Source organism: Burkholderia sp. AU27893, assembly GCF_002223205.1.
Taxonomy (GTDB): Bacteria; Pseudomonadota; Gammaproteobacteria; order Burkholderiales; family Burkholderiaceae; genus Burkholderia.
This window is the reverse complement of record NZ_NKFD01000005.1, coordinates 203217-229642: the sequence shown is the minus strand read 5'-3', so window position 1 is coordinate 229642 and position 26426 is coordinate 203217. Positions and strand designations below refer to the sequence as shown.

Annotated in this window: 22 protein-coding genes and 1 pseudogene; 13 read left to right on the top strand and 10 right to left on the bottom strand. The window is 63.7% G+C overall.

The window, feature by feature from the left end; all coding sequences use genetic code 11:
* Positions 1–79: 79 nt before the first annotated feature.
* The 3 genes from CFB47_RS33310 to CFB47_RS33295 form a co-directional block, all read right to left on the bottom strand.
* Positions 80–1663: an ABC transporter substrate-binding protein gene (locus CFB47_RS33310; protein WP_089463752.1), complete on the bottom strand. Its 1584-nt coding sequence runs from the start codon at positions 1661–1663 to the stop codon at positions 80–82.
* 833 nt (positions 1664–2496) lie between these two features.
* Complete coding sequence (locus CFB47_RS33300) at positions 2497–4035, bottom strand: methyl-accepting chemotaxis protein (protein WP_089463750.1); 1539 nt, start codon at positions 4033–4035, stop codon at positions 2497–2499.
* 202 nt (positions 4036–4237) lie between these two features.
* Entirely contained in the window at positions 4238–4906 is a 669-nt protein-coding gene (locus CFB47_RS33295) for a haloacid dehalogenase type II (protein WP_089429371.1), read from the bottom strand.
* 467 nt (positions 4907–5373) lie between these two features.
* Here CFB47_RS33295 and CFB47_RS33290 point away from each other — a divergent pair, with 467 nt between their 5' ends.
* The 8 genes from CFB47_RS33290 (at position 5374) to CFB47_RS33255 (ending at position 13529) form a co-directional block, all read left to right on the top strand.
* Positions 5374–6234, top strand: a complete 861-nt coding sequence (locus CFB47_RS33290; protein ID WP_089463749.1) for a GNAT family N-acetyltransferase — start codon at positions 5374–5376, stop codon at positions 6232–6234.
* A 12-nt stretch (positions 6235–6246) separates the two neighbouring features.
* Positions 6247–7173: a glyoxylate/hydroxypyruvate reductase A gene (locus CFB47_RS33285; RefSeq protein WP_089463748.1), complete on the top strand. Its 927-nt coding sequence runs from the start codon at positions 6247–6249 to the stop codon at positions 7171–7173.
* Positions 7174–7333: 160 nt separating this feature from the next.
* Positions 7334–8734, top strand: a complete 1401-nt coding sequence (locus tag CFB47_RS33280) for an aspartate aminotransferase family protein (RefSeq protein ID WP_089463747.1) — start codon at positions 7334–7336, stop codon at positions 8732–8734.
* Between the two features lie 91 nt (positions 8735–8825).
* Positions 8826–9317 carry an Lrp/AsnC family transcriptional regulator gene (locus CFB47_RS33275; protein WP_006749694.1) on the top strand — a complete coding sequence of 164 codons (492 nt, stop codon included), beginning with the start codon at positions 8826–8828 and terminating at the stop codon, positions 9315–9317.
* A 109-nt stretch (positions 9318–9426) separates the two neighbouring features.
* Positions 9427–10899, top strand: coding sequence for an NAD-dependent succinate-semialdehyde dehydrogenase (locus CFB47_RS33270; RefSeq protein WP_089443901.1), 1473 nt, complete (start codon positions 9427–9429; stop codon positions 10897–10899).
* A 132-nt stretch (positions 10900–11031) separates the two neighbouring features.
* A complete protein-coding gene (locus CFB47_RS33265) occupies positions 11032–11628 on the top strand; it encodes a TetR/AcrR family transcriptional regulator (protein ID WP_089463746.1) in 597 nt (198 codons plus the stop codon).
* A 50-nt stretch (positions 11629–11678) separates the two neighbouring features.
* Positions 11679–13160 (top strand): MFS transporter, encoded by a 1482-nt coding sequence (locus tag CFB47_RS33260; RefSeq protein WP_089463745.1) that lies wholly within the window; start codon positions 11679–11681, stop codon positions 13158–13160.
* A 60-nt stretch (positions 13161–13220) separates the two neighbouring features.
* Entirely contained in the window at positions 13221–13529 is a 309-nt protein-coding gene (locus CFB47_RS33255; protein WP_089463744.1) for an EthD family reductase, read from the top strand.
* A gap of 286 nt (positions 13530–13815) precedes the next feature.
* Here CFB47_RS33255 and CFB47_RS33245 read toward each other — a convergent pair whose 3' ends face one another.
* Positions 13816–15291 carry an HD domain-containing phosphohydrolase gene (locus CFB47_RS33245; RefSeq protein WP_089464274.1) on the bottom strand — a complete coding sequence of 492 codons (1476 nt, stop codon included), beginning with the start codon at positions 15289–15291 and terminating at the stop codon, positions 13816–13818.
* 294 nt (positions 15292–15585) lie between these two features.
* Here CFB47_RS33245 and CFB47_RS33240 point away from each other — a divergent pair, with 294 nt between their 5' ends.
* Complete coding sequence (locus CFB47_RS33240; RefSeq protein ID WP_089463743.1) at positions 15586–16161, top strand: DUF308 domain-containing protein; 576 nt, start codon at positions 15586–15588, stop codon at positions 16159–16161.
* A gap of 412 nt (positions 16162–16573) precedes the next feature.
* Entirely contained in the window at positions 16574–17881 is a 1308-nt protein-coding gene (locus CFB47_RS33235; RefSeq protein ID WP_143330903.1) for a HEPN domain-containing protein, read from the top strand.
* A 242-nt stretch (positions 17882–18123) separates the two neighbouring features.
* On the opposite strand, the gene CFB47_RS40860 is transcribed toward CFB47_RS33235, so the two are convergent.
* A complete protein-coding gene (locus CFB47_RS40860; protein WP_143330902.1) occupies positions 18124–18723 on the bottom strand; it encodes a hypothetical protein in 600 nt (199 codons plus the stop codon).
* Positions 18724–19196: 473 nt separating this feature from the next.
* A complete protein-coding gene (locus tag CFB47_RS33230; RefSeq protein WP_143330901.1) occupies positions 19197–19523 on the bottom strand; it encodes a hypothetical protein in 327 nt (108 codons plus the stop codon).
* A 202-nt stretch (positions 19524–19725) separates the two neighbouring features.
* Here CFB47_RS33230 and CFB47_RS41910 point away from each other — a divergent pair.
* Together CFB47_RS41910 and CFB47_RS33220 are read left to right on the top strand one after the other, a co-directional pair.
* Positions 19726–19956, top strand: a pseudogene (locus tag CFB47_RS41910) (transposase); the annotation flags it as partial.
* 604 nt (positions 19957–20560) lie between these two features.
* The gene (locus CFB47_RS33220) at positions 20561–21721 is read left to right on the top strand and encodes an IS30 family transposase (RefSeq protein WP_089463740.1); all 1161 of its coding nucleotides are present in this window, start codon (positions 20561–20563) and stop codon (positions 21719–21721) included.
* A gap of 65 nt (positions 21722–21786) precedes the next feature.
* On the opposite strand, the gene CFB47_RS33215 is transcribed toward CFB47_RS33220, so the two are convergent.
* The 3 genes from CFB47_RS33215 to CFB47_RS33205 all read right to left on the bottom strand — a co-directional run bounded on the left by CFB47_RS33215 (position 21787) and on the right by CFB47_RS33205 (position 24337).
* Entirely contained in the window at positions 21787–22161 is a 375-nt protein-coding gene (locus CFB47_RS33215) for an immunity 22 family protein (RefSeq protein WP_179259033.1), read from the bottom strand.
* A 226-nt stretch (positions 22162–22387) separates the two neighbouring features.
* Positions 22388–23191 carry a hypothetical protein gene (locus tag CFB47_RS33210; protein ID WP_089443898.1) on the bottom strand — a complete coding sequence of 268 codons (804 nt, stop codon included), beginning with the start codon at positions 23189–23191 and terminating at the stop codon, positions 22388–22390.
* A 174-nt stretch (positions 23192–23365) separates the two neighbouring features.
* Entirely contained in the window at positions 23366–24337 is a 972-nt protein-coding gene (locus CFB47_RS33205; RefSeq protein ID WP_089463738.1) for a LysR family transcriptional regulator, read from the bottom strand.
* A gap of 484 nt (positions 24338–24821) precedes the next feature.
* On the opposite strand from CFB47_RS33205, the gene CFB47_RS40855 reads away from it, so the two are divergent.
* Positions 24822–25112 carry a hypothetical protein gene (locus tag CFB47_RS40855; RefSeq protein WP_143330899.1) on the top strand — a complete coding sequence of 97 codons (291 nt, stop codon included), beginning with the start codon at positions 24822–24824 and terminating at the stop codon, positions 25110–25112.
* A gap of 188 nt (positions 25113–25300) precedes the next feature.
* Here the strand turns inward: CFB47_RS40855 and CFB47_RS33200 are convergent, their stop codons facing one another.
* Positions 25301–26401 (bottom strand): pilus assembly protein TadG-related protein, encoded by a 1101-nt coding sequence (locus CFB47_RS33200; protein WP_256946849.1) that lies wholly within the window; start codon positions 26399–26401, stop codon positions 25301–25303.
* Positions 26402–26426: the final 25 nt, after the last annotated feature.

Here is a 26426-nt window from a genome sequence, read left to right as displayed (position 1 = left end):
GGTGCGGCACTCCAGAAAAAACCGCGCGTGGCCGGCACGGTGGCCCGCACCGGCCGCGCGACGGCGGCCAGCCACGACGTCATGCGTTCCACCACACGTTCTCGGCGAACGTGAAGCCCATCATCGGCCCGGTGGGGATCGAGCCGAGGCCCGCGAGCCGCTTGTCGTAGCCGTCGAGGAAGCTGATGAACGCCGGAATGCCGACCCGGCCCTGCTGCGCGACGATCACCTGCATGTCGCCGTACATCTGCTTGCGCTTCGCGTCGTCGGTTTCCGAGCGCGCGGCGAGCAGCAGCTGGTCGAACTTCGCGTTCTTCCAGCCCGACTCGTTCCACGGCGCATCCGACTTGAAGAACTGCGTGAACAGCACGTCGGCGCTCGAGCGCGGGTTGATGTTGCCGAAGGTGAGCGGGTGCTTCATCCAGTGGTTCGACCAGTAGCCGTCGGGCGACGCGCGGTTGACCTGCAGGTTCAGCCCGATCTTCTGGCCGGCCTGCTGCAGCAGCACGGCCATTTCGATCGACCCGTTCGCGTCGGACGTCGCATAGATCGGCGGCAGCGCGGCGCCGAGCGCACCGGCCTTCTGCAGCAGGAACTTCGCCTTGTCCGGATCGTGCGCCCGCTGCGGCAGCGACGCGTTGAAGTAGCGGTGCCCCGGCGGAATCGGCTGGTCGTTACCGATCACCGAGTAGCCGCGGAATACCGCCGTGCGAAGCTGCTCGCGATCGAACAGGTACTTCATCCCTTCGACGAAATCGGGACTCGAGACGATCGGGTTGTCGCTGCGCATGATCAGGTCGGTATAGAGGCCCGACTTGGTTTCCTTCAGCGCGTAGCCGGCCGTCGACGAGACCCGCTGCGTCGAGCGCGGATCGATCGCGTTGATCAGGTGCACGTCGCCCGACAGCAGCGCGTTCAGGCGCGCGGCGCTGTCGCTGATGCCGATCAGCTCGATCTCGTCGAGATACGGCTTGCCCGGCTTGAAGTAGCTGTCGTTGCGCACGCCGACGGTCGACACGCCCGGCTTGAACGACTTCAGCTTGTACGGGCCGCAGCCGATACCGGTCGAGAAGTCGGTCGTGCCGTCCTTGACGATCACGAGCTGCGGCGTCGCGAGGATCACCGGCAGATCGGCGTTCGCGCTGGCGAGCGTCAACGTGACTTCGTCGGGGCCGCTCGCCTTCGCATCCGTGAACTGTTCGGCAAGCGTCTTGACCTTCGACGCGGTGGCCGGGTTCTTGTGGCGCATCAGCGAGAACACTACGTCGGCCGGGCCGACCGGCTTGCCGTCGTGGAACGTGACGCCCTTGCGCAGCTTGATGATCCAGGTCTTCGCATCGGTGGTCTGCAGCGATTCGGCGAGGTTCATCTGCGGCGTGAGGCTCGCATCGAGCTGCGTGAGGCCGCTGTAGAACATGAAGAAGCGCGTGTAGTCCGCGCCCGTCGAGCCCTTGGCCGGGTCGAGCGTATCGGCCGTCGAGCCGGCTTCGTTCGCGACCCGGATCTTGCCGCCGCGCTTCGGCGCGGGCGCGGCGAACGCAGCGCCGGGGGTCATCAGCAGTCCGCCGGCGCCGGCGGCCATCATGCCGCCCGCCGCCATGACCTTCATCATGTCGCGGCGCGTGAAGCCGCCCTTGCCGCCATTGTCGATATCGTCGCTCATCCGAACTGCTCCTGACTGTGGAAAGTGGGGTCTTGGGTCCAGCGTGTTCTCGAATCCCGCCGCGCCCGCGTGCTGGTGGCGGTCGCAACGTCGTCATGCAATTCATTTAAGCATCGCCAAAATGCGGTTTGTCGCGATTCGGGCGGCCCGCACGATACGAATCGACCGTTTTGGGTGGCCTGCGCAGCATGATTTGCTGCGTGCGCATCCGGGGCGCCGTGTGCCCGGCGGCGTGTCGCGGCGGCTGCCGAACCCGTGTCGATGCAGGAAATCGTAAGGCCGCAGCCGCCGCAGATTGCGCCGACAAAATTGCCCGTTCGGCATCCGGCGCGCGTTTGGCTCACGCAAACCGCATGTTTGTATCGAACGCGTGCGCGCCTGCCGACGACGGCTGAAACGAGCGGTACGTCACGGCGAATCGCCGCACGCACGGGCGTCGGCAGCGGGGATCGCGACGGTACGTCGCGCAGGAAAGTTCAGAAGAATGCCGCCCGATCGGAACGGCTTCGGGGGAAGGCGGGAAGATGACGGGACTGCCCCTGAACCGGGCCCGTGCAGCCGTCAGGAACCGCGCCACCAGGCGGCGACGCGTCCATCACCGGCATGTCGGCGCGCACGCAGGGCGTGTGCCGGCGCGGCGCACCGCAGGTGGTCAGGCAGTCAGACGGTCAGACGGTCAGACGGTCAGACGGTCAGGCAGTCAGGCAGTCAGGCAGTCAGGCAGTCAGGCAGTCAGGCAGTCAGGCAGTCAGGCAGTCAGGCAGTCAGGCAGTCAGTCAGGCAGGCAGTCAGGCAGGACGATGCGCCGGCCGTGGGCGGACGGCGCGCAGCCGTCACGCGGCCAGGCGGAATACCGATACGGCGGCCCGCAGGCGCGCCGCCTGCTCGTCCAGCGACGACGCGGCCGCAGCCGCCTGCTCGACGAGCGCGGCGTTCTGCTGCGTGACTTCGTCCATTTGCGCGACCGCCAGCCCGATCTGTTCGATGCCGGTGCTCTGCTCGGCCGATGCCGCCGAAATCTCGCCCATGATGTCGGCCACCCGGTCGATCGACCGGACGATCTCCGTCATGCGCTCGCCCGCCGTCTCGACGAGCCGGCTGCCGCTGCCGGCCCGCTCGACCGACGCGTCGATCAATCCCTTGATGTCCTTCGCGGCCGCGGCGCTGCGTTGCGCGAGCGAGCGGACTTCCGACGCGACGACGGCGAACCCGCGCCCCTCCTCGCCGGCCCGTGCGGCTTCCACCGCGGCATTGAGCGCGAGAATGTTGGTCTGGAACGCGATGCTTTCGATGACGACGGTGATGTCGGCGATCCGCACCGATCCGTCCGAAATCTGCCGCATCGTCTCGACGACCGCCTGCACGGCGGCGCCGCCGAGTTCGGTCGCCTCCTTCGCCTGGCCCACGAGCGCATTCGCCTGGCGTGCGTTGTCCGCGTTCTGTTTGACCGTGGACGTCATCTGCTCCATGCTCGCGGCCGTTTCCTGCAGCGACGCGGCCTGCTGCTCCGTGCGCTGCGACAGGTCGAGGTTGCCTTGCGCGATCTCGCCGGTGCCGGTGGCGATCGAGTGCGTCGTGGTCTGGATTTCGGCGATGGTGTCGGTCAGCCGCGCCTTCATGTCGCCGAGCGCGACGAGCAGGCTGCCGGGCGCGGCGTGCGCCGTATCGAACTGCACGTCCAGTTCGCCGGCGGCGATGCGGGCAGCGATCTGCGTCGCATGCGCGGGCTCGCCGCCCAGCGTGCGCCTGACGCTGCGCAGCACGCCCCATGCGATGGCCGCGAGCGCCGCGGCGATGACGAGCGTGATCGCGCCCAGCACCGTCGCGAGCCGGGCAAACGCCGCGTTGATGTCGTCGTAGAAAAATCCGGTGCCGATCCACCAGTCCCAGTCCGGAATCGCGACCACGCCCTGCAGCTTCGGCTCCAGGTCCGCGTCGGGGCTGCGCTTGATCAGCACGTCGACGAGCGCGAAATGCGACTGTGCCATGCCCGCGCGATACGCCTCGCTGTCGGTCAGGCCGCTGGTCGTGCGGTTGCCTTTCGCGCGCGTGCCGATGAACTTCGCGTTCGGGTGGACGAGGTTGACGCCGTCGGCCGTCGTGACCCAGAAGTAGCTCTTCGAATTCGCGTTGAGCGCCGCCAGCGCGGCCTTGGCCTGCTGCTGCGCCTGCTCCTGCGTGAGCGTGCCGCTCGTCTGCATCGCGCGATACGAATCGACCAGGTGCTCGGCCTTGGTCAGCAGCATGACGATCTCTTCGCGGCGGCTGTCGATCAGCGCGTCGCGCAGCGTGTGCAGCGACAACGCGGCGAGCAGGACGACGCCGAGCAGCGCCGCGGCAACGAGCATCAGCAGTTTGGTGGACAACTTCATGCGGGGCCTCGAAAGATTAACCGTTCGGTACATATATCGGCCCGCGACGCCGCCCCTTGAACCGCTCAATATCGGTAATTACCCTCGTTTCGTGCGCTGATCGAACGCGCGACGGGTGGCGATGGACGCCGGCGGCATCGCGGCCGCCTCCCGTCCCGTCCTGCCCCGTCACGCCGATCGACGAATCGGCCGACGCAGCGCCTTACAGCCCGAGTTGCGTCGCGAGCTGGCCGATATCCGACACTTCGTAATAGTTGTAGAACGGCGTGCCCGGCTCGTGGCCGCGGTTCACGAACGCCTTGTGCCTGATCCCGAGGTCCTCGGCCGTCATCAGGTCGTAGCGCAGGCTCGACGACACGTGCAGCACGTCCTCCGGCTTGCAGCCGAGCTTGTCGAACATGTATTCGAAGCCCTGCATGCGCGGCTTGTACGACTGCGCCTGCTGCGCGGTGAACACCGCATGGAACGGCGCGCCGAGCTTGTCGACGTTGCTCATGATCTGGTCGTCCATCGCGTTCGACAGGATCACCAGCTTGTACTTCGACGCCAGCCGCGACAGCCCCGCCGGCACGTCCGGGTGCGGGCCCCAGGTCGGCACCGCGTGATAGAACAGCTCGGCCTCGGCTTCGTCGAACGTCACGCCGAGCCGCGCGCAGGTACGACGGACCGAGTTGACGACCACGTCGCGATACGGCTTCCATGCGCCCAGCACCTCGTCGAGCCGATAGGCGGCGAATGCGCGCACGAAGGCCTCCATCGTCGCCGGCGACAGCCGGTCCGCGTAGATTTCGCGCGCCGTCTCGGCCATCCGGAAATGGGTCAGCGTGCCGTAGCAGTCGAAGGTGATGTACTTCGGTTCAAACTGGATCATGGTCGGGTCCTGTCGGTGTGAAGCCCCGGCACGGCCGGGGATGGGCTGGGTTCAACGAAATTGAATCAGGGCAAAAAGTCGTTCGCGCATCGTTCGGCGCCGCTCAAAACGCACAATCGCCGCAAGTTGCCCGGCGCATGCAGCACGATCTGCGGTGCGATCGGGCGCGGCGCGGCAGGGCCGGCCGGTGGGCGCCGCGCTGCCGCAGCGGGCTCGCCTGTCAGCGCGGCCCGCCGGCAGGCGGCAGCGCCGCCGTGCATTCATCGTAGTGCTGTTCGCACAGCACGAGTGGCGGGATTGACCGGCCGCGCCGGCACGATCCGCGCGTTCGTCCGCGTCGATCGAACGGGTTTGCGTCGATCTCGCGGGCGGGCCCGTCCCCGCCGGAAAACAGGCGAATCGTCCTATCCGCGCCGCACCCGCGCTGGCAGAGTGAATGTGTCATTTCCACCCATCCGGAGTCCGGCGTGTCCGACCTCAACCCTTCCCGCACGCTCACCTATCGCCCGTTCGCCGACACCGACCTGCCCGCCGCCCATCGGCTGTCGGAGGCGGTCAAGTGGCCGCACCGGCTCGAGGACTGGCGCTTCGTGCTCCAGCTCGGCGGCGGCATCGTGGCCGAAGACGAGACCGGCGTCGTGGGGACCGCGCTGGGCTGGCGCCTCGGCGAATCGCACGCGGCGCTCGGCATGCTGATCGTGTCGCCCGAGCGCGCGGGCGGCGGCATCGAGCGCGAGCTCCTCGCCCGCGCGCTCGACGGCTTCGGCACCCGCACCGTCTTTCTGCATGCGATGCCGGGACGCGAGCCGCTGTACGCGGCGTTCGGCTTCGAGCCGATCGATACGATCAACCAGCATCAGGGCGCGGCGTTCCGGCCGCCGCTGATTTCGCTGCCGCCCGGCGAGCGCCTGCGCCCGCTCGGCACCAACGACGGGCCGCGCCTCGCCGCGCTCGCGTCGCGCGCGGCCGGCTACGAACGCGGCGCGGTGATCGACGCACTGCTCGACGTCGCGAACGGCATCGCGCTCGATCGCGACGGCGAGCTGCTCGGCTTCGCGCTGTTCCGCCGCTTCGGCCCGGGCCATGTGATCGGGCCGGTGATCGCGCCCGATGCGCTGCGCGCGCAGGCGCTGATCAGCCACTGGCTCGCGCTGAACGAAGGGATGTTCGTGCGGGTCGACCTGCCGAGCGACAGCGGGCTGTCCGACTGGCTGGACGGGCTCGGGCTGCCGCGCGTCGATACCGTCGTCACGATGGCGCGCGGCACGACGCCCGCGCGCGACCCGGCGCTGCGCGCGTTCGCGATCGTGAGCCAGGCGCTTGGCTGAACGGGACACACGATGAGCTTTCTCTACAAGGCCGACCCGGTGCGCGGTGCGCAATGGGCGGCACGCTTCGCGCAACAGGCGCCCGATCTGCCGTTCCGGATCTGGCCGGACCTCGGCGACGCCGCAGCCGTCCGCTATCTCGCCGCCTGGCAGCCGCCGGACGATCCGGTCGCGCTGTTGCCGAATCTCGAAGTCGTGTTCTCGGTCGGCGCCGGCATCGACCAGTTCGACCTGTCGCGCGTGCCGTCGCACATCCCCGTCGTGCGGATGATCGAGCCGGGCATCGTCGAAGGGATGGTCGAATACGTGACGCAGGCCGTGCTGACGATCCATCGCGACCTGTTCGACTATGCGGCGCAGCAGCGCGAGCAGATGTGGCACGAGAAACCGGTACGCGCGGCGGCATCGCGGCGCGTCGGCGTGCTCGGCCTCGGCACGCTCGGCCAGGCCGTGCTCGACACGCTGCGGCGCTTCGGCTTCCCGTGCGCCGGCTGGAGCCGCACGCCGCGCTCGCTCGACGGCATCGAGTGCTACGCGGGCGACGCGGCACTCGACGCGTTCCTCGCCCGCACCGACATCCTGATCTGCCTGCTGCCGCTGACCGACAGCACGCGCGGGCTGCTCGGCGCACGCGTGTTCGACGCGCTGCCGGCCGGCGCGTCGCTCGTGCAGGTCGGGCGCGGCCCGCAGCTCGATGAAGCCGCGCTGCTCGCGGCGCTCGCGAGCGGCCGCGTCGACAGCGCGATCCTCGACGTGACGGACCCCGAACCGTTGCCGGCCGGCCATCCGTTCTGGGCCCATCCGCGCATCCGCATCACGCCGCACATCGCGAGCGCGACGCGGCCCGACACCGCGGTCGATGCGGTGCTCGCGAACCTCGCGCGCCATCGCGCGGGGCAGCCGATGATCGGCGTCGTCGATCGCGCGCGCGGCTACTGACGTCGATGTCCGGCCGCACGGGGCGCGCAGCAGAAAATGCCGAAGCGCCCCGTGCAAACGCCGCGTGCGTACGTTTCGGGCAGCAAATTGAAGACGCATCCGGATTTGTCGCCCGTTAGCATGACCTCACCGCTGACACCTGACGAGAGTCCTGCCTGCCATGAACCAAGCCGCGCTGATCGAAGCCGATCGTCAACACCTGATCCACCCCGTCGTCAACTACCGTGCGCACGAAGCGCGCGGCGTCACCGTGCTCGAATCCGCGGAAGGCGTATTCCTGCGCGATGCCGCCGGCCATACGCTGCTCGACGCGTTCTCGGGCCTGTGGTGCGTGAACGTCGGCTACGGCCGCGACAGCATCGTGAAAGCTGCCGCCGACCAGCTGGCCAAGCTGCCCTACGCAACCGGCTATTTCCATTTCGGCTCGCAGCCAGCGATCGAACTCGCCGAACGCCTCGCCGCCCTCGCGCCGCCGTCGCTGAATCGTGTGTACTTCACGCTCGGTGGCTCGGACGCGGTCGATTCCGCGATCCGCTTCATCACGCACTATTTCAACGCGACCGGCCGCCCGTCGAAAAAGCACATGATCGCGCTGGAGCGCGGCTATCACGGCTCGTCGTCGATCGGCGCCGGCCTCACCGCGCTGCCGGCGTTCCACCGCCATTTCGACCTGCCGCGCGCGGACCAGCACCATATTCCGTCGCCCTACCCGTATCGCCACCCGCTCGGCAGCGATCCGCAGGCGCTGATCGCCGCGTCGGTCGCCGCGCTCGAATCGAAGGTCGCCGAACTCGGCGCGGACAACGTCGCCGCGTTCTTCTGCGAGCCGGTGCAAGGCTCGGGCGGCGTGATCGTGCCGCCGGCCGGCTGGCTGAAGGCGATGCGCGACGCGTGCCGGCGCCTGGGCATCCTGTTCGTCGCCGACGAGGTGATCACCGGCTTCGGCCGCACGGGCCCGCTGTTCGCGTGCGAGGCCGAACAGGTCGATCCCGACCTGATGACCGTCGCGAAGGGGCTGACCGCCGGCTATGCACCGATGGGCGCGGTGCTGATGTCCGACGAGATCTACGAAGGGATCGCGGGCAGCCGCACCGATTCGCCGGTGGTCGGCCACGGCCATACGTATTCCGCGCATCCGGTGAGCGCGGCGATCGGCCTCGAGGTGCTGAAGCTTTATCACGAAGGCGGGCTGCTCGCGAACGGCCAGGCGATCGCGCCCCGCTTTGCCGCGGGCCTCGACGCGCTGCGCGCGCATCCGCTCGTCGGCGACGCACGCTCGGTCGGCCTGCTCGGCGCGCTCGAACTGGTGACCGACAAGGCGCACAAGACGCGCTTCGATCCGGCACTGAACGTGCCCGACAAGATCGCGGCGGCCGCCTATGCGAACGGCATCGTCTTCCGCGCGTTCGGCGACGGCGTGCTCGGCTTCGCGCCGGCGCTGAGCTTCACCGTGGGCGAGTTCGACCTGTTGTTCGACCGCGTGCGCCAGACGCTCGACGACGTGCTGGCCGACGCGGGCGTGCAGCGCGCGCTCGATGCCGCGCACGCGCAGCCGGCCTGACGGGCCAAGGGAAAGCCGGGCTTGTGGCGGATATCTTTCGACTCTAAAGTAACCGGACATTCCATTTTTCCGACTCCCGACTCACGTGAACATGACGGACAGCAAGCTGGATCGCATCGACCTGCGCATCCTCTCCCAGTTGCAGAAGCGCGGCCGCATGACCAACGTCGAACTGGCCGATGCGGTCGGGCTGTCGCCCAGTCCCTGCCTGATCCGCGTGAAGCGGCTCGAGAAGGCCGGCTACATCGGCGGGTACGGCGCGCATATCCAGCTCGAGAAGCTCGGCGACGTGCAGGTCGTGTTCACCGAAGTCACGCTGGCCGACCATCGACGCGAGGATTTCGACCGCTTCGTCGCGGCGATCCGCAACGTCGACGAGATCGTCGAATGCCACCTCGCGAGCGGCGGCTACGACTATCTGCTGAAGTTCATCACGCGCAGCGTGAGCCATTACCAGACGATCGTCGAAGGGCTGCTCGAGCAGAACATCGGCATCGAGAAGTATTTCAGTTACGTGATCATCAAATCGCCGTTCGTCAAACGGCACTACCCGCTCGAATCGCTGTTCGGCGAACGTCACTGACGCACCGCGCGCGGCCCCCGCGAATACGGCAGCTTCGCTGTCCGTACGGGACAGTCGCGCGCGTGCCGCGCCGCCGTCGTCGCCGAACCGCTTCATCCAAGGACCTGCCATGCCGCTTTCGCTGACCCGCACCGAACTCCTGCGCTCCGCCAACCTGATCGACGGCACGTGGCGCGACGCGCTCGACGGCAGCCGCTTCCCCGTGACCGATCCGGCGCGGCTCGACACCGTTGCCCATGCACCCGACAGCGGCGCCGCCGATGCGCGCGCGGCCACCGATGCGGCGGTACGCGCCCTGCCCGCCTGGCGCGCGACGCCCGCTCGCGACCGCGCGGCGACACTCCGAGCCTGGCACGCGGCGATCGTCGCGAACACCGACGATCTCGCGAAGCTGATGTCGCGCGAACAGGGCAAGCCGCTTGCGGAAGCGCGCGGCGAAGTCGCGTACGGCGCGTCGTACGTGCTGTGGTTTGCCGAGGAAGCGACGCGCACGTACGGCGACATCATTCCGCAGCAGCAGCGCGGCAAGCGGCTGAGTGCGGTGAAGGAGCCGATCGGCGTCGTCGCGGCGATCACGCCGTGGAACTTCCCGCTCGCGATGATCGCGCGCAAGATCGCGCCGGCGCTCGCGGCCGGCTGCACGGTCGTCGCGAAGCCCGCGGAGGACACGCCGCTCACCGCGCTCGCGCTCGCGTTCCTCGCGCAGGAAGCCGGCGTGCCGGCGGGCGTGCTGAACCTGATCACGGCGTCGCGCGAGCGCGGCATCGACGCGGCCGCCGACTGGCTCGCCGACAGCCGCGTGCGCAAGATCACGTTCACCGGCTCGACGGCCGTCGGCAAGCTGCTCGCACGCGATTCGGCCGCGACGCTGAAGAAGCTGTCGCTCGAGTTGGGCGGCAATGCGCCGTTCATCGTGTTCGACGATGCCGAGCTCGACGCCGCGGTCGACGGGCTGATGGCCGCGAAGTTCCGCAATGGCGGGCAGACGTGCGTATCGCCGAATCGCATCTACGTGCAGGCCGGCGTGTACGACGCGTTCGCCGCGAAGCTCGCGGCGCGCGTCGCCGCGCTGAAGGTCGCGCCGGCGACCGACCCGGCCGCGCAGATCGGCCCGATGATCAACGCGCGGGCGGTGGACAAGATCGCGCGGCACGTGGGCGATGCCGTCGAGCGCGGCGCGCGCGTGCTGACGGGCGGCAAGCGCCTCACCGAGCTGGGCCCGAACTTCTACGCGCCGACGGTGCTCGCCGACGCGAGCGCCGACATGCAGCTCACGTGCGAGGAAACGTTCGGCCCGGTGGCGCCGCTGTTCCGGTTCGACACCGAGGACGACGCCGTCGACGCGGCGAACGACACGCCGTTCGGCCTCGCCGCGTATTTCTACACGCAGGACGTGCGGCGCATCGCGCGCGTGTCGGCGCGGCTCGAAACGGGCATCGTCGGCATCAACGAAGGCGCGCTCGCGAGCGAGGCCGCGCCGTTCGGCGGCGTGAAGGAATCGGGCTACGGCCGCGAAGGCTCGCGCTACGGGCTCGACGACTACCTGTCGATCAAGTATCTGTGCCAGGGCGGGCTGGATTGATCGGGGCGGCCGCGTGCCGTCCGCGGGGCGGCCTCGCGCTGCCCGGCCTGAACGCATGCGTTGACATAGGAACCGATCGGTTCTTATAATGCGATCCATTCCTGGACACCGCATCAATTGCGAAACCGATCAATGGCCAATTCCGCCGGCGTGGGCCGCCCCCGCGAATTCGAACTGGAAGATGCCGCGCGCGACGCGATGGCCGTCTTCTGGGACCACGGGTACGAAGGCGCGTCCCTGCCCGACCTGATGGCCGGCACGGGCTTGTCGCGCGGCAGCCTGTACAAGGCCTTCGGCGACAAGAAAGCGCTGCTGCTGGCGGCGCTCGACCTGTATATGGCCGACGGGCTCAAGGCAACCGCGGACATCCTGTCGCAACCCGGCACCGTGAAAGCGGCCATCCGGGACTCGCTGCTGCGTTATGCGCGCCTGTCCGTCGGCGACGCCGGCCGGCGCGGCTGTCTCGCGGTCGCGATGACCACGGAACTGGCCGCCCGCGACGCGGATGTCGCGGAGCGTACCGGGCGCATGTTCCGCCGCTTGCAGCAGCTCTATGCCGGCGCGATCGTGCGCGGCCAGGCAAGCGGCGAGATCGCCGAGCAGGACGAGCAGGTGCTCGCGCGTTTGCTCGTCTGCCAGGTCGAGGGCATGCGCGTGCTGGGCAAGACCGGCGTGCCCGAGGCCGACATGCTCGCGCTGGTCGACCGCACGATGCGCCTGCTCGATTGAAATTTTTTTACCCACTTTGGAACCGATTGGTTCCGTATGGAGAACCGTTCATGTCACGGAATGATCCCGGATCGCCCGACCCGCGTCGGTGGGCCATGTTCGCGGTGCTGCTCGTCGGCGCGTTTCTGCCACCGCTGGATTTCTTCATCGTCAATGTCGCCCTGCCATCGATTCGCGCGGAGCTGGGCGCGACGTCGTCCGCCGAGCAACTGGTGATTTCGTCGTATGCAGGCCTGTACGCGGTCACGCTGATCACCGGCGGGCGACTGGGCGACCTGTACGGTCGCGGCCGCGTGTTTTTCCTCGGGTTGATCGGTTTTGCCATCGCCTCGACGCTGTGCGGCCTCGCAGGCTCGCCGGGGATGCTCATCGCCGGGCGAGCATTGCAAGGTGTGACGGCCGCGATCATGGCGCCGCAGGCGCTCGCGTCGATCCAGGCGATCTTCCCGGAATCGGAAAAGCCGCTCGCGCTCAGCCTGTATGGCGCGGTCTTCGGCTTGGCGGCCGTGATCGGGCAGGCGCTGGGCGGGATCCTGATCTCGCTGAACCTGTTGAACCTCGGCTGGCGGACGATCTTCCTCGTCAACCTGCCGCTGGCGATGCTGGTCGTCGTGTTCGGCATCCCGCTGCTGAAGGAAACGCGTGCGCAGCATGCGCGCAAGCTCGACCTCGGCGGCACCGCGCTGTCGATGCTGACGCTCGGCGCGTTGATCGTGCCGCTGATCGAAGGGCGCGAGGCGGGCTGGCCCGTGTGGGCCTGGGCGTCGCTGATCGCGGCGCCGGCACTCGCGTGGGGCTTCTGGCGTTACGAGAGCCGGCTGGGCCGCCGCGGCGGCGCACCGCTGCTCGATCCGGCCGCGCTGCGCGCACCGGGGCTCGGCCGCGCGTTGCTGATCGCGCTGTTGCTGTACGCGATCGGCGCGTTCTTCCTGCTGTTCTCGGTGTATCTGCAGAATGCGTTGCACGTCGACGCGTTGAGCGCGGGCCTCGTGTTCCTGCCGTTCGGCGTGGGGTTTCTGCTTGGCCCGCTGTCGACGCCCTTGTGCACGCGTGCAATCGGCGCTTACGTGAATCCGCTCGGCATGAGCCTCGAGATCGTGGGGCTCGTCGGACTCGCCTGCCTGATCGACACGACGCCGATCGGGATGCCGCTCGCGTCCGTGCCGCTCGCCGCCGCGCTCTTCGTGATCGGGTTCGGACAAGGTCTCGCGCTGCCGACGCTGATGCGCATGGTGACGGGGCGCGTCGCACCGGCGGTGGCGGGGATGATCGCCGGTATCGCCAGCTCGACGCTGCAGGTCAGCACGTCGCTCAGCGTCGCGATCATCGGCGGGATTTTCTATACGGTTCTGGGCGCGCGCCAGGATCCGGCGGCCATTGCGCACGCATTTATCGTCGCACTCCTGTCGATCTCGGTGTTCCTCGCCGTCGGCGCCGCGCTGGGCATCTCGCTCGCGCGTGCACCGGCCGCGCCGTCGTCGGTGCGCTCCGCCGGGCAGCCGGCCTTCGGCCCCGCGCGCAAACGACCGTGATCGCCCGAGATCGCCCGTATCGACATTCAACGTTGCATCCGTCCAACCCGGAGGTTTCTCATGGTTTTCGCCGTTTCCTATCGTCGCGTGATGGGTGCGCGATTCGATGCCCGCTACTACGTCGAGCAGCACATTCCTCTGGTGGAAAAGTCGTGGAAACCGTACGGGCTCGAATACGTCGATGCGTTCTTCCCCGCACGGCAGGACAGCGAGGTGGTCGTCGTGGCCATGTGCCGCTTCACGGATCGGGCAGCGCTCGACGCCGCGTTCGCGTCCGCGGAAACGGCCGACATCATGGCCGATATCGACGCGTTCACCGATATCGCGCCCGATCGCTACATCACGGATGTGTTCTCGGGCGTCGAATGAATGCCGCCGGTCGCGGGCGACCGACGAACGACTGGGCGACCTGAATGGCGTAACGCGATTTTTGATTCACGACGTACACGGCAGGACCGGCGAACCTTGAATCATGCCGGCCGGGTCGTGCGTCGACGCATCCACGGATGCGTATGCGTATGCGTATGCGCATCGCGCATCGCGCATCGCGCATCGCGCATCGCGCATCGCGCATCGCGCATCGCGCATCGCGCATCGCGCGTCATGCGTCATGCGTCATGCGTCATGCTTCGTGCTTCGTGCGTCACGGATCGCGTCAAAGCAACCCCATCGCCGATGCCTTGAGCGTCGCCGCGGCGCGTGTCGAGCATTCGAGCTTGCGAAACGCCTTCTCGACATGGGTGCGCACCGTGCTCGGACTCATCGAGAGCGCCTGCGCGACCTGCTTGTTGCTCGCCCCTCGGGAGATGGCCCGCAGCACGTCGATCTCCCGTGGCGACAGTCGCGGGCCGTCATGCGACGCGCGAGCGGCCATGCGCCGGCCCGCAGGCGCGCCACCCGTGACGAGCGCCGCGACCACGTCGCCGCATAGCCGGCCGCGCGCCGCTTCTTCCTGCAATTGGCCGGCGGCGGCCGCATCATCGAGCGCCGCCCGCCACGGTCGCGCCGAGCGCAACGCGACCCACGCCAGCGATGCCGCGAGTACGCGCGCTTCCAGCGTCAGCGCCGCATCGCGCACGCCCCGGAAATAACCGGAACCGTCCTGCCGCTCGTACGCATACGACGCAAGCACCGCCGCTTCACCGAGCGCGCCGGTCTGCCGGCCGGCGCGCTCGGTCCAGTACGGCACGAGCCGCACCTTTTCCCATGCGCTTGCAGGCAGCCGCGTCGGCAGGTTCCACACGTCGTTCGGCACCGCGGCCCTGCCGATGCCATGAATCAGCCCGGCGCGGTAGACGCGCTCGCGCGCGGCCGCATCCGGCGACAGGCGCTCGTAACACGCGGCCGCCGTCACGGCGACCGAACGCGAGAACCCGGTCATCCACGGCAGCTTCAGATCGATGACGTCCGCGATCAATTCGGCGGAGGTCGCGCCTTGCATATCGGGCGTGGCCAATGCGGCATCGAGACCGTCGGGCGACAGGTGATCGAGCGCCGCGAGCCAGCGCGCGGCGTCGTGCGCAGCCGCGTCGACGAGCGCGCTCGGATATCGCGCGCCCGCGCGTTGCCCGATCCATTCGATGGCCTGCTCGATGCCGTACGTGCGGCTGAATACGTCGAGATCGCCCGCGAGCGTGACGAGCGACACGGCGGCCGGCACCTGTTCCCGCGCGAGCCGGGCGGGCAGCCCGTTGCCGTCCCAGCTTTCGAAAATGTGCCGCAGCGCGGTTTCCGTGGCGTGGGACAGGCCGAGTATTCGCGCGACTTCGCCCGACACTTCGCAGTGGATTTGCGCGAGCGGGATCATCGCGGCGCCGGCGCGGCCGACCGCTTCGGCGAGGCCGGGCCGGTTCTCGAGCATCGCGGCGCGAATCGCGACATCGTCGCCGAACGCCTGAGCGAAACCCGCGGCGTTCGCAGTACAGCCCGACCAGCGCAACAGCGCGACTTCGCGGGCCGTGTCGCACACCGACGCGTCGAATCCCGCCGCGTGCGCGAGATGTGCCGCCAGCCAGCCGGTGCGCAGCGAATGATCGGTCGGCTGCCCCATGCTGAGATCGCCGATGAAGGCCAGCGCGCGTACGGCGTCGAATATGCGCAACGGGGTGTGACGGGCTTCGGCGTCGGGCATCGGCTGGGGCGCGGGCATTCACGAGAACGGGAGAACGATCATACGCGACGACGTCGCGCCGTGCATGCGCGTGCGCGTGCGGATCGGCCGCGCGCCGCACCCGGCCCGAGGCGAGGTCGGCCGCTGCCCGGTGCGCGCGGCCGGCGCGCGTTCGCCATCGGACATCCGACCGATGGCGGGCGACCGCGACGATCGCGATACTCGGTGCACTGGAGATCCGGTCGGCACGACCTCCGCACGGCGGACACGCTGCACGCCGGCCGGAACGACGATCCGATATATGAAGGAATGCAAATGGCTGATCACTCCCCCGAATTCGGTGCCCCCGCCGACGCGCAATGGCTGAAACGGTACTACTTTTCCCGGGCGATATTCTCGATGCTCTGGGTCGCGCTGGCATTTTCCGTCGGCCGGCAGAGCGCGGCCGGCGCGGCGATCCTGCTGATCGTCTATCCGGCCTGGGATGCGCTCGCCAATTTCGTCGACCTCGCCCGCAGCGGCGGAGCGGCGACGAACCGCACCCAGGCGATCAACGTCGCGATCAGCGCCGCCACGACGCTGGCGGTTTTTCCCGCGTTGAATGCCGGCATGCATGCGGTGCTCATGGTGTTCGGCATCTGGGCGATTCTTTCCGGCCTGCTGCAGCTCGGCACGGCGCTGCGTCGCTGGAAGCAGGTCGGCGCGCAGTGGGCGATGGTTCTGAGCGGCGCGCAATCCGCGCTTGCGGGCGTGCTGTTCATCGCCCAAAGTCACGCGTCCATGCCGCCCGCTATCGTGAAGATCGCGGGCTACGCGGCGGTAGGCGCCGCCTATTTCCTGATATCGGCACTGTGGCTGCAGTTGCGGCGGGCGCGACGCAGCATGTCGTGAGGCGTCGATCGAGATGAAGATGTCACGCCACGGAGTGCCGTCGCCGTGGTTGCGGTCAAGGGCAGACGTCGTGCAACGCATGAGTTCATGCAGATGATCGCAGCGGTGAAAACCGGGGGATTTCGCGGGCGCGAATGGCACGTGTCGGACGACGCGAACGGGTTTGAACGACCCGTTCGGGCCATGCGGATGCGATGTAGATGCGTCCGCTGTTAGCTCCAATTGAGACACCACGTGCCGGCTCTTTGTCGGTCTTCCGCTAACAGCCAGCGTTCAACCAATCTCAACGAACTTGGGTTCGACGAGAGATGTTCACACGGGTGGCGCATGTCACAACATGCGACTTCCTGCGCGCTTGGCCAGCTCACTCGTAAGGCTACAATGGGTCGTCAATCACCCGCGCGAGGCCGGAATGTCAACCCCAACACGTGAACCTCAAGACCAAGAGCCGGAGCTAGAACGTCTGCTCAACAGTGTCCTTGAAACGATAGACTCGACTCGTTATCCGAATATCGAGATTCCGTTCCTTGGCGCACTGCGAAGTGAGGATAGAAACATTTGGTGGGGCGCAGTTACTCAACTTCAAGAGCTCACAGCTGGTATCAAGGATGCCATCGTCCGAGACAGCCGATTTCTCGGTGAGAATGTGAGAATGATGCGAAGCGGGTTAGGTGGCGGGTCCGGGTTTTATCCAAACTTTGTCGACCAACTCCTTGTTCGCCGTGCTGCTCAATTGGGGTCAGCTGATAAGGCGATTCAGTGGCTCCAAAAGGTCCTAACCACTTCGGATGCAACAGGCCGATTGATCTTGACGTTGTGGGGAGTTCCCGTTGAGAGTGAGCTTCAATTGACGGACGATGTAAAGATTGTTCCGGTGGAAAGGCTTCCTGAAAGCGAGCAAAAGCAAGTCGTGATCGACCACGCGTTCGGTGTTGGGGGAAGGATGCCCACGTCCGCACTCGATTTCGCGGCTCCCGAATCTGCTCTTGTGATAGAGCGACACGTCGCACCGCTTACCTACGATGGTTCCGCGACGCCGCAACACGATGACTACATGTCGACGCACGAGTTTCTACGCGAAATCGCTCTCGTTCTCACCATAGTCGGCCCAAGGGTCTCCCTACCTGCAATGCTTTGGTTTACTTTTGACGACTCTGATTTCAATGTGTGGCCTAGCAGCATGAACTCGCTGATGGAGATTATGCCCACGCAATTCGGAAATAACTCAAACATCGATCCGGAGGAAGCGCCGGAGATGGTGAGGGCATATCTCGCGTTACCTGCTGGCACACGTCAACTTGTACGGGTCGCGATTGAACGAATTAGTCAAGCGCAGCGCCGTCGGAGCGTCGGCGATCGCGCAGTTGAGTTAGCCACCGCGCTCGAAGCTCTGGTTGGGGACGGAGCTAACAACGAGATGACTCACAAGGTCAAAGTCCGCACGGTTCGATTAGTAGGCGGCTCGCGTGACGAACGTATTATCAATGCGACCATCATCAACAAGACCTACTCGATTCGAAGCAAACTCGTTCACACGGGGCGGATTGACGAAAATGCTACTGCCGCAATCGCGGGCTCACACTTCACGGTGTCGCAGATCGTTGACCGAGCTCTGTCGTTGTGCGTCCAACTGACAAAAAAGATCATCATGCGCGGTGAAGTTCCGAACTGGTCTCTCTTTGATATTACAGAGCAGCCGGGCGACTCGGCCGACGGCTGAACGTTACCAAACTACCTGCTTTCTGCGATGAGCCTTGAGAAATCGCTGCGAAATCCCTGCCGCAGACGCGACGCGTGCGTCCGCAAATGCATTTCCAACGGACCTTGACGGAAGATTGACGATAGTCCGCTTCTGGCCGAACCCGGTCACGCGCGAGGGGCAGTTTTCGACCCATTGCGGCGAGCGGCCGCGCTCCGAAGCAGACACTCAAAAGCAGGGGCCAAGTCACCCGTCACGGGTTATCAGCTCTCTTGAGAAGGTGACATGTAGATATTGATGTACTCCTCTAAATGCCGGTCTCTCAATAGCGACAAATTAATTACATCCTTGCTCGATTTTCCATTGGCGTTTTTAAATGTCACCACAACCGATGGCGCCCTCCTGTATCCGCCAGTCGAAATTACGTTTTCAATGAAATTCCATGGGAGTTGTAACTTTCCATGTTGATAGCCGGTTTTCGAAAGCGTTACTGCGGGCGTGTTGATATTCCACCAAATTCGAACGACGTCGCAAGCCTTCTTTCCAAAGAAAATCGTTGCGGGAAGAAACATGATGCCAAGCACGGTTACAGCCAGATTATCACTTGGCTGCTTCGCAGGAGCCCAAAGCCACGCCGTGTTTATGAGCAGAAACGTTCCGGTGATGGCCAGTAGAGCCATCGATTCAAATGCAACGACTCCCTCTGAGTAGAAAAAATCCATGGATTGAGGAACACTTTTTGTTTCTAATATTTTCTTGACCTCGGCCTGCCATTTTTCGGCGTCTCTACCAATTTTTACCATTCCATACGGGATGATAACGAGGAGCGCAGGAAGCATCAGTAAATAAATTAATTTACCCAACTCTCAACCCCTTGGTGAAAGCGATAGATAATGGATTATTTTCAATTCAGCTTCCAAAATGTTCATGGAATGAAACGACCTCGAACTAATCGCATTGCAATGTAGCCCGACTCAACCATTTGCACGCAGTAACTGGCACCCTACGCCCATAGTGTCGCCGATTGTCGACGATTTCACCTGATGTGTCGAATGTCGCTTCTTGGCCGAACCCGGTCACGCGCGAGGGGCAGTTTTCGACCCGAACCGGTCATACGCCTCACTCCGAAGCGGTCATTCAGTGCGGCTGCGCCGGCAGCCTTCGTTAATGGTCGTCGACTTTACTTCAGCTTTGTCCCATCCCGCACGATATCGTTAATAGTTTCGGTCGCGTTGCCAACGGGAGAAACGCATATCGCCACAAACGTGGCTAACGTCGTAACAAGGCACGATAGCGCGTCTCTCTTCATATGCGAACCATCTGACTGTTGATCTACCTAAAGGCTCAATTCTAGAATCTCGCCGTTCTCGGCAGCCAAGAAAAGGAAATCACGTGCTGCTGCCAACTGCAAGATCAGAGCCTCTCGCGGTATTTCTAGAACATAGGCCTCTCCGCGTGGCGTCCATCTGTAGACGAAGCTAATAATCTCGTCTTCCCGCTCCTCAAGTCCACAAATTTCGCGCTCCAACTCGCATGCGACCTTGCCAAGTGTAGTGGACTCGGCCGCTTCCTCCTCGAACTGGTCGAACATTGTTCCAAGCAAGGCGTTTGTTCTTTGCCAAAATTTGGAGACAAACAACCATTCAGAAGCAATTCCATCCAAGACGAAGACTGGCTCCTCAATACAACCAGCGAGAAAGAAGCGTGAACTCCTAGCGCTCATAGACCACCGTTTCAATAGACTATTGGTCTCTAATTGTGGGCGATATAGGGTGCCGCGTCTATCGCCCGCTTCTGGTCGAGGCTGTGTAAAAAACGCATTCGATCACCTAGACTGAATCAACCCATTCCGATGAGAGGCGACGATGGGGCGATTTGTCGAAGGCGAGGACCGCAAGCAAGTCACGTTGCTTCCAGAATGTCTCGATGATTTCATCGCCGAGGACAATCCAGTCAGGATCATCGACGCGCTTGTAGACACGAACTTGAACTGATCTCGCTCGGATGCCAGAGCGCCACGCCGGCGGACGGGCCGGCCCTCTTACCACCCGGCGGTATTGCTCAAGATCTACATCTACGGCTATCCGTCACGAGTAACGGGTTAGCACCTGTACCCCGACTACTCGGTCCCCGTCGCATTAGACTTGCTTTGCACCCGATCACGCATGACGCCATTGCATTTCTTTGAGTCTGGCGAATATGAAACGAATCGATTGTCTTCGACTGTCTCAACGTGAATTCGCCCGCATGCAGAACACTCGTATGCGGTGCGATTGATCGTGAGAAACTTCCCATAAAGGTGATCGTGGAGCACGTTTCCATGATCTAGTTGAAGGGCAATGTACTCTTCGGAATAGTCGCGACTTATCAGCCATTCATGAATGTTTCCTTGTTCAAGGGCTGTTACGTAGCTTTGAAGTTCACTCACAAGCCAGTCCGAAAACGACTCACAATGCAAGTCCTTGAACATCGAAGCTTTGTAGGGCAAGGAACTTGTGTTGTCGCAAATCAAGTAACCGCATTGACAGCGAAGCTTGCTCATTCAATCACCTTTAAAATTTGCCGATGGTGTTGCAATCAGGTGTACGGAAAGGTGATTGTCGACGATTTTGGCAGCTGGGTCGAATGTCTCTTTGTGGCTGCGGATTCAACCCGTCGATGCAACACACTTGAGGCTGCATAGCAGCAAGGAGTGTTGCCATGAAACAGAGACGGCGGATCTACTATACAGACAGCCAGAAGACGTTAATGTGGGAGCGCTGGCGCAGGGGCGAATCGCTGCAGCAGATCGCCCAGCTGTTTGATCGGAACCATTCCTCGGTACAAGGGATTCTGGCCGAAACGGGCGGCATACAGCCAAAGCAACGGCGCCGTTCGAGCTTGGCACTGACCCTTCCCGAGCGGGAGGAGATCTCGCGCTCAGTGGTTGCTGGTGATTCGATTCGCGCGATTGCGATTCGGCTCGCACGTGCTCCGTCCACCATTAGCCGCGAGCTCAAGCGGAACGGCGGTATGCAGGGTTATCGGGCGAACAATGCTGACGAACTTGCGTGGGAGCGAGCCCGTCGCCCCCAAGTCTGCAAGCTCGTCAGGAACCGGGAGCTCGCCCAGGTCGTGGCAAGCAAGCTCGGGCTGCAGTGGTCACCTGAGCAGATCGCCGGTTGGCTTAAGCACGTGTATGCGGTCAACAAGGACTATCAGGTGTCGCACGAAACCATATACCGCAGCCTCTATATACAAGCTCGCGGTGCACTCAAAAAGGAATTGCTCGAGCATTTACGGCGCTCGCGAGCTATGCGTCGTTCGCGTCATCACACGATGAAGACCGACGACCACGGCAGAATCTGCGACACCGTCCCGATTAGTGAGCGCCCCGCGACCGTTGATGATCGTGCGATACCGGGCCACTGGGAAGGCGATTTGCTGTTCGGCAGCGCGAACAGTCAGATTGCCACGCTCGTCGAGCGTCAGAGCGGCTTCGTGATGCTAGTGAAAGTCGGCAGCAAGGATACGGAAACGGTCATCAATGCGTTGATTCGGCACGCCGGCAAGCTTCCTCAGGAACTCTACAAATCACTGACCTGGGACCGGGGCAAAGAGATGGCCGATCACACGCGCTTCACCGTGGCCACCGACATCAAGGTCTACTTTTGTGATCCGCAGAGCCCTTGGCAACGGGGTTCGAACGAGAACACAAATGGGCTCCTCAGACAGTATTTCCCGAAGGGGCTCGACCTCTCGGCCTATTCCCAGGCCAAGCTCAACGCTGTTGCCAGGCGGCTCAATGAGCGTCCGCGGAAAACACTAGACTTTGATACACCGGCTGAGCGCTTTCATCAATTCGTTGCATCGACGGGTTGAATCCACAGCCGAAAGCGGTCGCCCAGCAATAGGCGTCGCATCTGGCGAAACCAAGTTCGAGAAGCTCAGATTGAATACTCGAACATTCCGATGTAGACCAGTTCGAACCCTTCGCCTTGCACTGACCGTGGCGATTTTATCTGTTCGCAATTTATGAAAATCAGCGCGTTCGCATCTCCCAAATTTGCGGCGCGCGCCGCTTCACATAGCGCTTCCGACCATTTGTCCGAGTACGAGTGAGGTGCAAAGAACTCTTCCAGTGAAGTATCCGGCTCTCGCAGCCCTGTTTCCATGAAATCATGGTCACAGAAGAACTCACCCTGGGAGCCGTAGAACTCGGAAACTGGTCGACTTTCATCCTGGCCGTAGTGTTCTGCGAGAAAGCTTGAAAATCGGGAGGTGTCAGTTATCCGGCCAAGATAGAAATGAGAAGCTTCCATTTTATGCATCGTTGGTTGGCTCCCTTGAGCGCAAAAAAAGTTGTATTCCTTCACCTACTGAGCGGCTGCTCCTGGCCGCATGGCGACATTACCGCATTGCAACGTACGGAAAAACAGGAAAACCCGGTGATCCGACGATAGTTGCAGGCAATAACCGCCCGACGAGGCAACCGACTACCGCTCATCACTCAGCCACCGCCGACGATCTGCTCAAGGTCAACTTCGGTCAGGGTTTCTCACTCCCCTGCCTGGAGCCGATGGCCGCAGCAATACGGCTTTGCGCAGCGACGAGTTGGTCATCCGTAGTCGCTACCAGCCAAAGACGTGCCTGCTCCTCGATTTGGCGGTTGTGATCCTTCAACGGGCCCATCGCGGCAGCGGCCTTCCAGACGACCGGGGCGATTCGGCTTTTCCTGCCTGACGGCGCGCCTACCAGCAGGCAGTAAGGTCCCAGCGGGAGCGATACAAACGGAAGTGCCGGGCTGGCACGCACGCGCCAGTCGATGAAAGGCGTGTCGCCGATAAGCAGCGGCATGGGCAAGCCGTGAAGCACACTGAAATCGTACAGCGCCAGTTGCTCCCGCACGCCGGCGTAAATTCGCCGGATGTCGTCGACAACCGCCGCGCGTATCTCGTCATCGAACATGGGTTCCTGCGCGTATCGGGCAAACGCCTTTCGAGCCTCCCATTGATATGCGCTGAACAGGCCAATCTCCACGCAGTCCTGCACTGCGCGCTGGACATCCGCTACGGAACCGGCTTCCTCCGGCGTACCCAACTGCGCGGCCCGCAAAAACCGGGCAAGTCCGGCCTCGTGGATCGCAGGACCCTCCGCAGATGCATCGTCTTCAGCGCCCTTGCCAAGGGGCACATAGATATATTTCTCGGCCGCGAAATGCGACTTCTTGCCCTCGTCAAACCTGATTTCGCCATCTACGCAGTCGAGATAGCGAGTCCCGATTCGGCCATGCTCCCAAACCCAGTTTTTCAGGAGCGGACGGAGTGGATGCAGTCTGTCGTGATCGGTCATTGAAGCCTCCAGGTTGCCCAGTATAGTTCCAGGTTGTCGATTGTTCGTGGAGGACATGGCGATCAATCGATCCACTACCGCCGTTGGAGCAAGGTTCAGAGCCAAGCTGACCTTCGAACGTCCAACTGCATGCACCGGCGAAGGTCCTCAGACAGTCGCACTGATGGGCTGTCACTACGCGCTTTGGTAACGGACTGCGCAAGCGGGCGCCCCGGGCTGCCCTTTACTCTCTTGACGCGGCGTCAGGAGCCGTTCAAGCAGATCGGCGCTGTCCAGTTGCGCAATCCACCAGTTCAAAGCGTTCCCTACCTTGTCCTCGCGCCAAGCGAGGTAGCCATTCGTGAACTCGCGCACACCCACAATGCGACGCGCAACCAGCCTGCCTTCGTGTATCGGTTCTTTCGCTACGAGATCGGGCAGCATCCCAACCGCGATACCTTCGCACAGCGCTTGCAGTTTAGCTGCGAGCGTCGGCACGATGATCAGAGGCTGTCCGTCACGGGTAGCCACAGATTGCGGTTGCAGTTCGCGAGAAGTGTCACTGATGACGACACCCCGATATCTTGCGATCGTTTCGCTCTCCAACGGCTCGGGCATGCGGGCGAGTGGATGGTCCGGTGCCACGACAAAAACGTGCCGGAGGGTTCCGATTGGCCGGGCCGCAATATTGGCGGCATGCGGCGGCTCGCCGAACGCCCCTATCGCGAGATCGGCACGCCGCGTAACCAGGGCATCCCACACGCCCCCAAGCACCTCGGTGGAAAGACTGAGCTGGGTATTCATCTCCAGGTCGTAGAAGGCATGGACATACGGCCATAAGGACTGGATCGGCAGGATTGCATCGACGCACAGTCGAAGCTCCGATTCCCAACTGTCTCGAATACCTTTTGCTTTGACCTCCAGGCGTCGAGCCGCGTCTAAAAGTCGACGCCCATCTTCCACAACAGCACGACCCGCTTCCGTGAGTCTCGCCCGTCTGCCGCTGCGATCGAACAGCTCGACATCCATGTCGCTTTCCAGCTTTTGCACGAGGTAAGTGAGCGTGGACGGAACTCTATGCAACAACTCGGCCGCATCGGCGAATGTACCGGTCCGGTCAATTGCATCCAAAACTTCGAGAACTTCAAATGACAGCTTCGTCGCCATACAGCATCCTTGGATACTTCTATCGTTCACAGGCTTCACCGCGTCGGCCGAGCGGCTTTGCCGCAGCAACGCTTCCACACGGTGCCCAACCTTTCGGGACTCGCTCGGATGCTGATCAGATGGACAACGGCGATGTCGTCCCTGAACCGGATGCATCTCCCTGATGCTCTCGTTGACGAAGCCACCGGCCACTCAATGGTCATTGCGGCAAGAGTCTAAGGTACACGCTGCCGTTTGTCTGCTCGTGGCGTGACGCACAGTTAGCCAGGCGCATGACAGGTCGCCGCCACCGCATGCGTAATAATCGAAAGCAACCGGCTCACCCGATGGCCTTGACCTGGAGACGCAGCACGAGACCGATTGTCGCCATTTCTTAACAGATGATTAAGAACGGCTACAAACGGCAAAAATATACTGCTCATGTTTCATGAATCGACGCCGATAAAAGGAACGCAGTACACACCTTTTCTATCGGGAGAGTCAGATGTCCATCCAGGCAATCAGTCAAAGTACTGCGCAGGCACCGGGTCCGTCGGTTGCATCGACTTCGGGGTCGGCGTCGACGGCTCCGGCCGCGAGCGCAACCGCTTCTTCGGCCGCTGGATCAAGCACCAGCACGTCCACGTCGTCGTATACGGTCAACATCAGCAGCGCCGCGCGCGCGATGTTGGCGGAAGCAACGGAGACCTCGGTTCAAACCGCGCAGGAAGCAGGAAAAGGTGACACGCAGGCGCAGCGTCTGCTCGCAAAAGAGGCGGCAGCCAAGGCGGCGTAAGCGCGCCCGGCAGTTTCGGTGATTGAACCGCCGCCGCGCGGGCCTGGCGGCGGCACTCGGTCAAGCTTCATGCATACCCTGCATACAGGCACTGGATGGGGTATGCGGCAATCATCGTTTGTCGTTGCCGATCGAATGGCCGCTCACCGGTGCCCGGGCCGATCGACATGTCCGTGCTCTCCTTTCGCTCATTCGACCAGGCGCGCAGGCGAGTACGCGCCGTAGTTGGCCCCGATGCCACCCGCCCCTGACGCCTGGCATTTGTCCGGATTGTTGCTCATCTCCATCTGAATGTATTTCGCACTCCCGCCACTCGCGCCGTCAATGTGCACACATGCAAATGCCAGAATCCGCTCGTAGGACGACGTCGTGAGATCCTGAACAATCGGGATCAGCACATATTCACAGGCCTTCGTGCCGGCCGCACTACACGCGTTGACGGACGAATACAGTGTCGTCTTCGTGCCGGGCTGGATATACGTGCACGTGTTGTCAGCGGTCGAGCAAACGCCGCTCGGCGATCCGACCGCTGCCGGATTCGGATTGCCGCTGGCTATCAGGTTCCGCACCGTCGGCACATCATTGGCGGTGGTATCGAACGTCGTCCACTGACTCGCCTCGCAAGGCCCGGCATGGTAGGACGAGGTCACGTAAAAGGTGTACGGCTGACCGGCGACCTGATTGGGTTGACCAGGGCCAGGCGGCGTCGTGGCGGTTGCGACCTTGGGTTTTCCGTTCGTCGAATCCCAATACTGGTCGTACATGCATTTCGTCATCGCAACCGGGAAGAGCGCGCCGGTGCCGACATTGCCGGGGTCCGAAATAACCGCGACAGCCACCGCGCTCTCGGGTACCGACTGAAAACCTAAGACCTTCGCCAGAAAGGAAGGAACGCCGCCACCGTTTTTCGTTCCCGAACGCGTGACGACGACTTGCACGGCCGGCTCGCCGACGGCCGGCGACGCGGGCATGGTGGTTTGAAGACCCTTGACGCTCCCCGTCACGTCCCAATAGCCGTACGTCACATCGGTCGCGTATCCGACCAGCGTCACATTTGACGACTTGTTCAACGAGACGCTCTGTACCGTCTGCGCCTGGGCCGTGGCCCAATCGGGAGCCGTCGACTTCGTGTTGCCGCATTGCGCTCGCGGATAGATACATGGCGCACCGGCCAACGCTGCAGCGTCGGCGGCATTCTGAAGCTCGTTGCGCACGACAAAAAGATAGCCGACGTCGATCGCCAGCGCACCAAAACCGAGCAGTATCGTCAGCAAGACAGCGACCGTTATCGCTACCGCGCCTCGCTGATCACGA

Excerpts from the sequence above, each read along its gene's own strand:
- CFB47_RS33235 (WP_143330903.1), top strand. The coding sequence starts at position 16,574 with ATGTCAACCCCAACACGTGAACCTCAAGACCAAGAGCCGGAGCTAGAA.
- CFB47_RS40855 (WP_143330899.1), top strand. The coding sequence starts at position 24,822 with ATGTCCATCCAGGCAATCAGTCAAAGTACTGCGCAGGCACCGGGTCCG.
- CFB47_RS33260 (WP_089463745.1), top strand. The coding sequence starts at position 11,679 with ATGTCACGGAATGATCCCGGATCGCCCGACCCGCGTCGGTGGGCCATG.
- CFB47_RS33245 (WP_089464274.1), bottom strand. The coding sequence starts at position 15,291 with ATGCCCGACGCCGAAGCCCGTCACACCCCGTTGCGCATATTCGACGCC.
- CFB47_RS33310 (WP_089463752.1), bottom strand. The coding sequence starts at position 1,663 with ATGAGCGACGATATCGACAATGGCGGCAAGGGCGGCTTCACGCGCCGC.
- CFB47_RS33270 (WP_089443901.1), top strand. The coding sequence starts at position 9,427 with ATGCCGCTTTCGCTGACCCGCACCGAACTCCTGCGCTCCGCCAACCTG.
- CFB47_RS33220 (WP_089463740.1), top strand. The coding sequence starts at position 20,561 with ATGAAACAGAGACGGCGGATCTACTATACAGACAGCCAGAAGACGTTA.
- CFB47_RS33280 (WP_089463747.1), top strand. The coding sequence starts at position 7,334 with ATGAACCAAGCCGCGCTGATCGAAGCCGATCGTCAACACCTGATCCAC.
- CFB47_RS33285 (WP_089463748.1), top strand. The coding sequence starts at position 6,247 with ATGAGCTTTCTCTACAAGGCCGACCCGGTGCGCGGTGCGCAATGGGCG.
- CFB47_RS33255 (WP_089463744.1), top strand. The coding sequence starts at position 13,221 with ATGGTTTTCGCCGTTTCCTATCGTCGCGTGATGGGTGCGCGATTCGAT.
- CFB47_RS33205 (WP_089463738.1), bottom strand. The coding sequence starts at position 24,337 with ATGGCGACGAAGCTGTCATTTGAAGTTCTCGAAGTTTTGGATGCAATT.
- CFB47_RS33210 (WP_089443898.1), bottom strand. The coding sequence starts at position 23,191 with ATGACCGATCACGACAGACTGCATCCACTCCGTCCGCTCCTGAAAAAC.
- CFB47_RS33240 (WP_089463743.1), top strand. The coding sequence starts at position 15,586 with ATGGCTGATCACTCCCCCGAATTCGGTGCCCCCGCCGACGCGCAATGG.
- CFB47_RS33295 (WP_089429371.1), bottom strand. The coding sequence starts at position 4,906 with ATGATCCAGTTTGAACCGAAGTACATCACCTTCGACTGCTACGGCACG.
- CFB47_RS33275 (WP_006749694.1), top strand. The coding sequence starts at position 8,826 with ATGACGGACAGCAAGCTGGATCGCATCGACCTGCGCATCCTCTCCCAG.
- CFB47_RS33265 (WP_089463746.1), top strand. The coding sequence starts at position 11,032 with ATGGCCAATTCCGCCGGCGTGGGCCGCCCCCGCGAATTCGAACTGGAA.
- CFB47_RS33300 (WP_089463750.1), bottom strand. The coding sequence starts at position 4,035 with ATGAAGTTGTCCACCAAACTGCTGATGCTCGTTGCCGCGGCGCTGCTC.
- CFB47_RS33215 (WP_179259033.1), bottom strand. The coding sequence starts at position 22,161 with ATGGAAGCTTCTCATTTCTATCTTGGCCGGATAACTGACACCTCCCGA.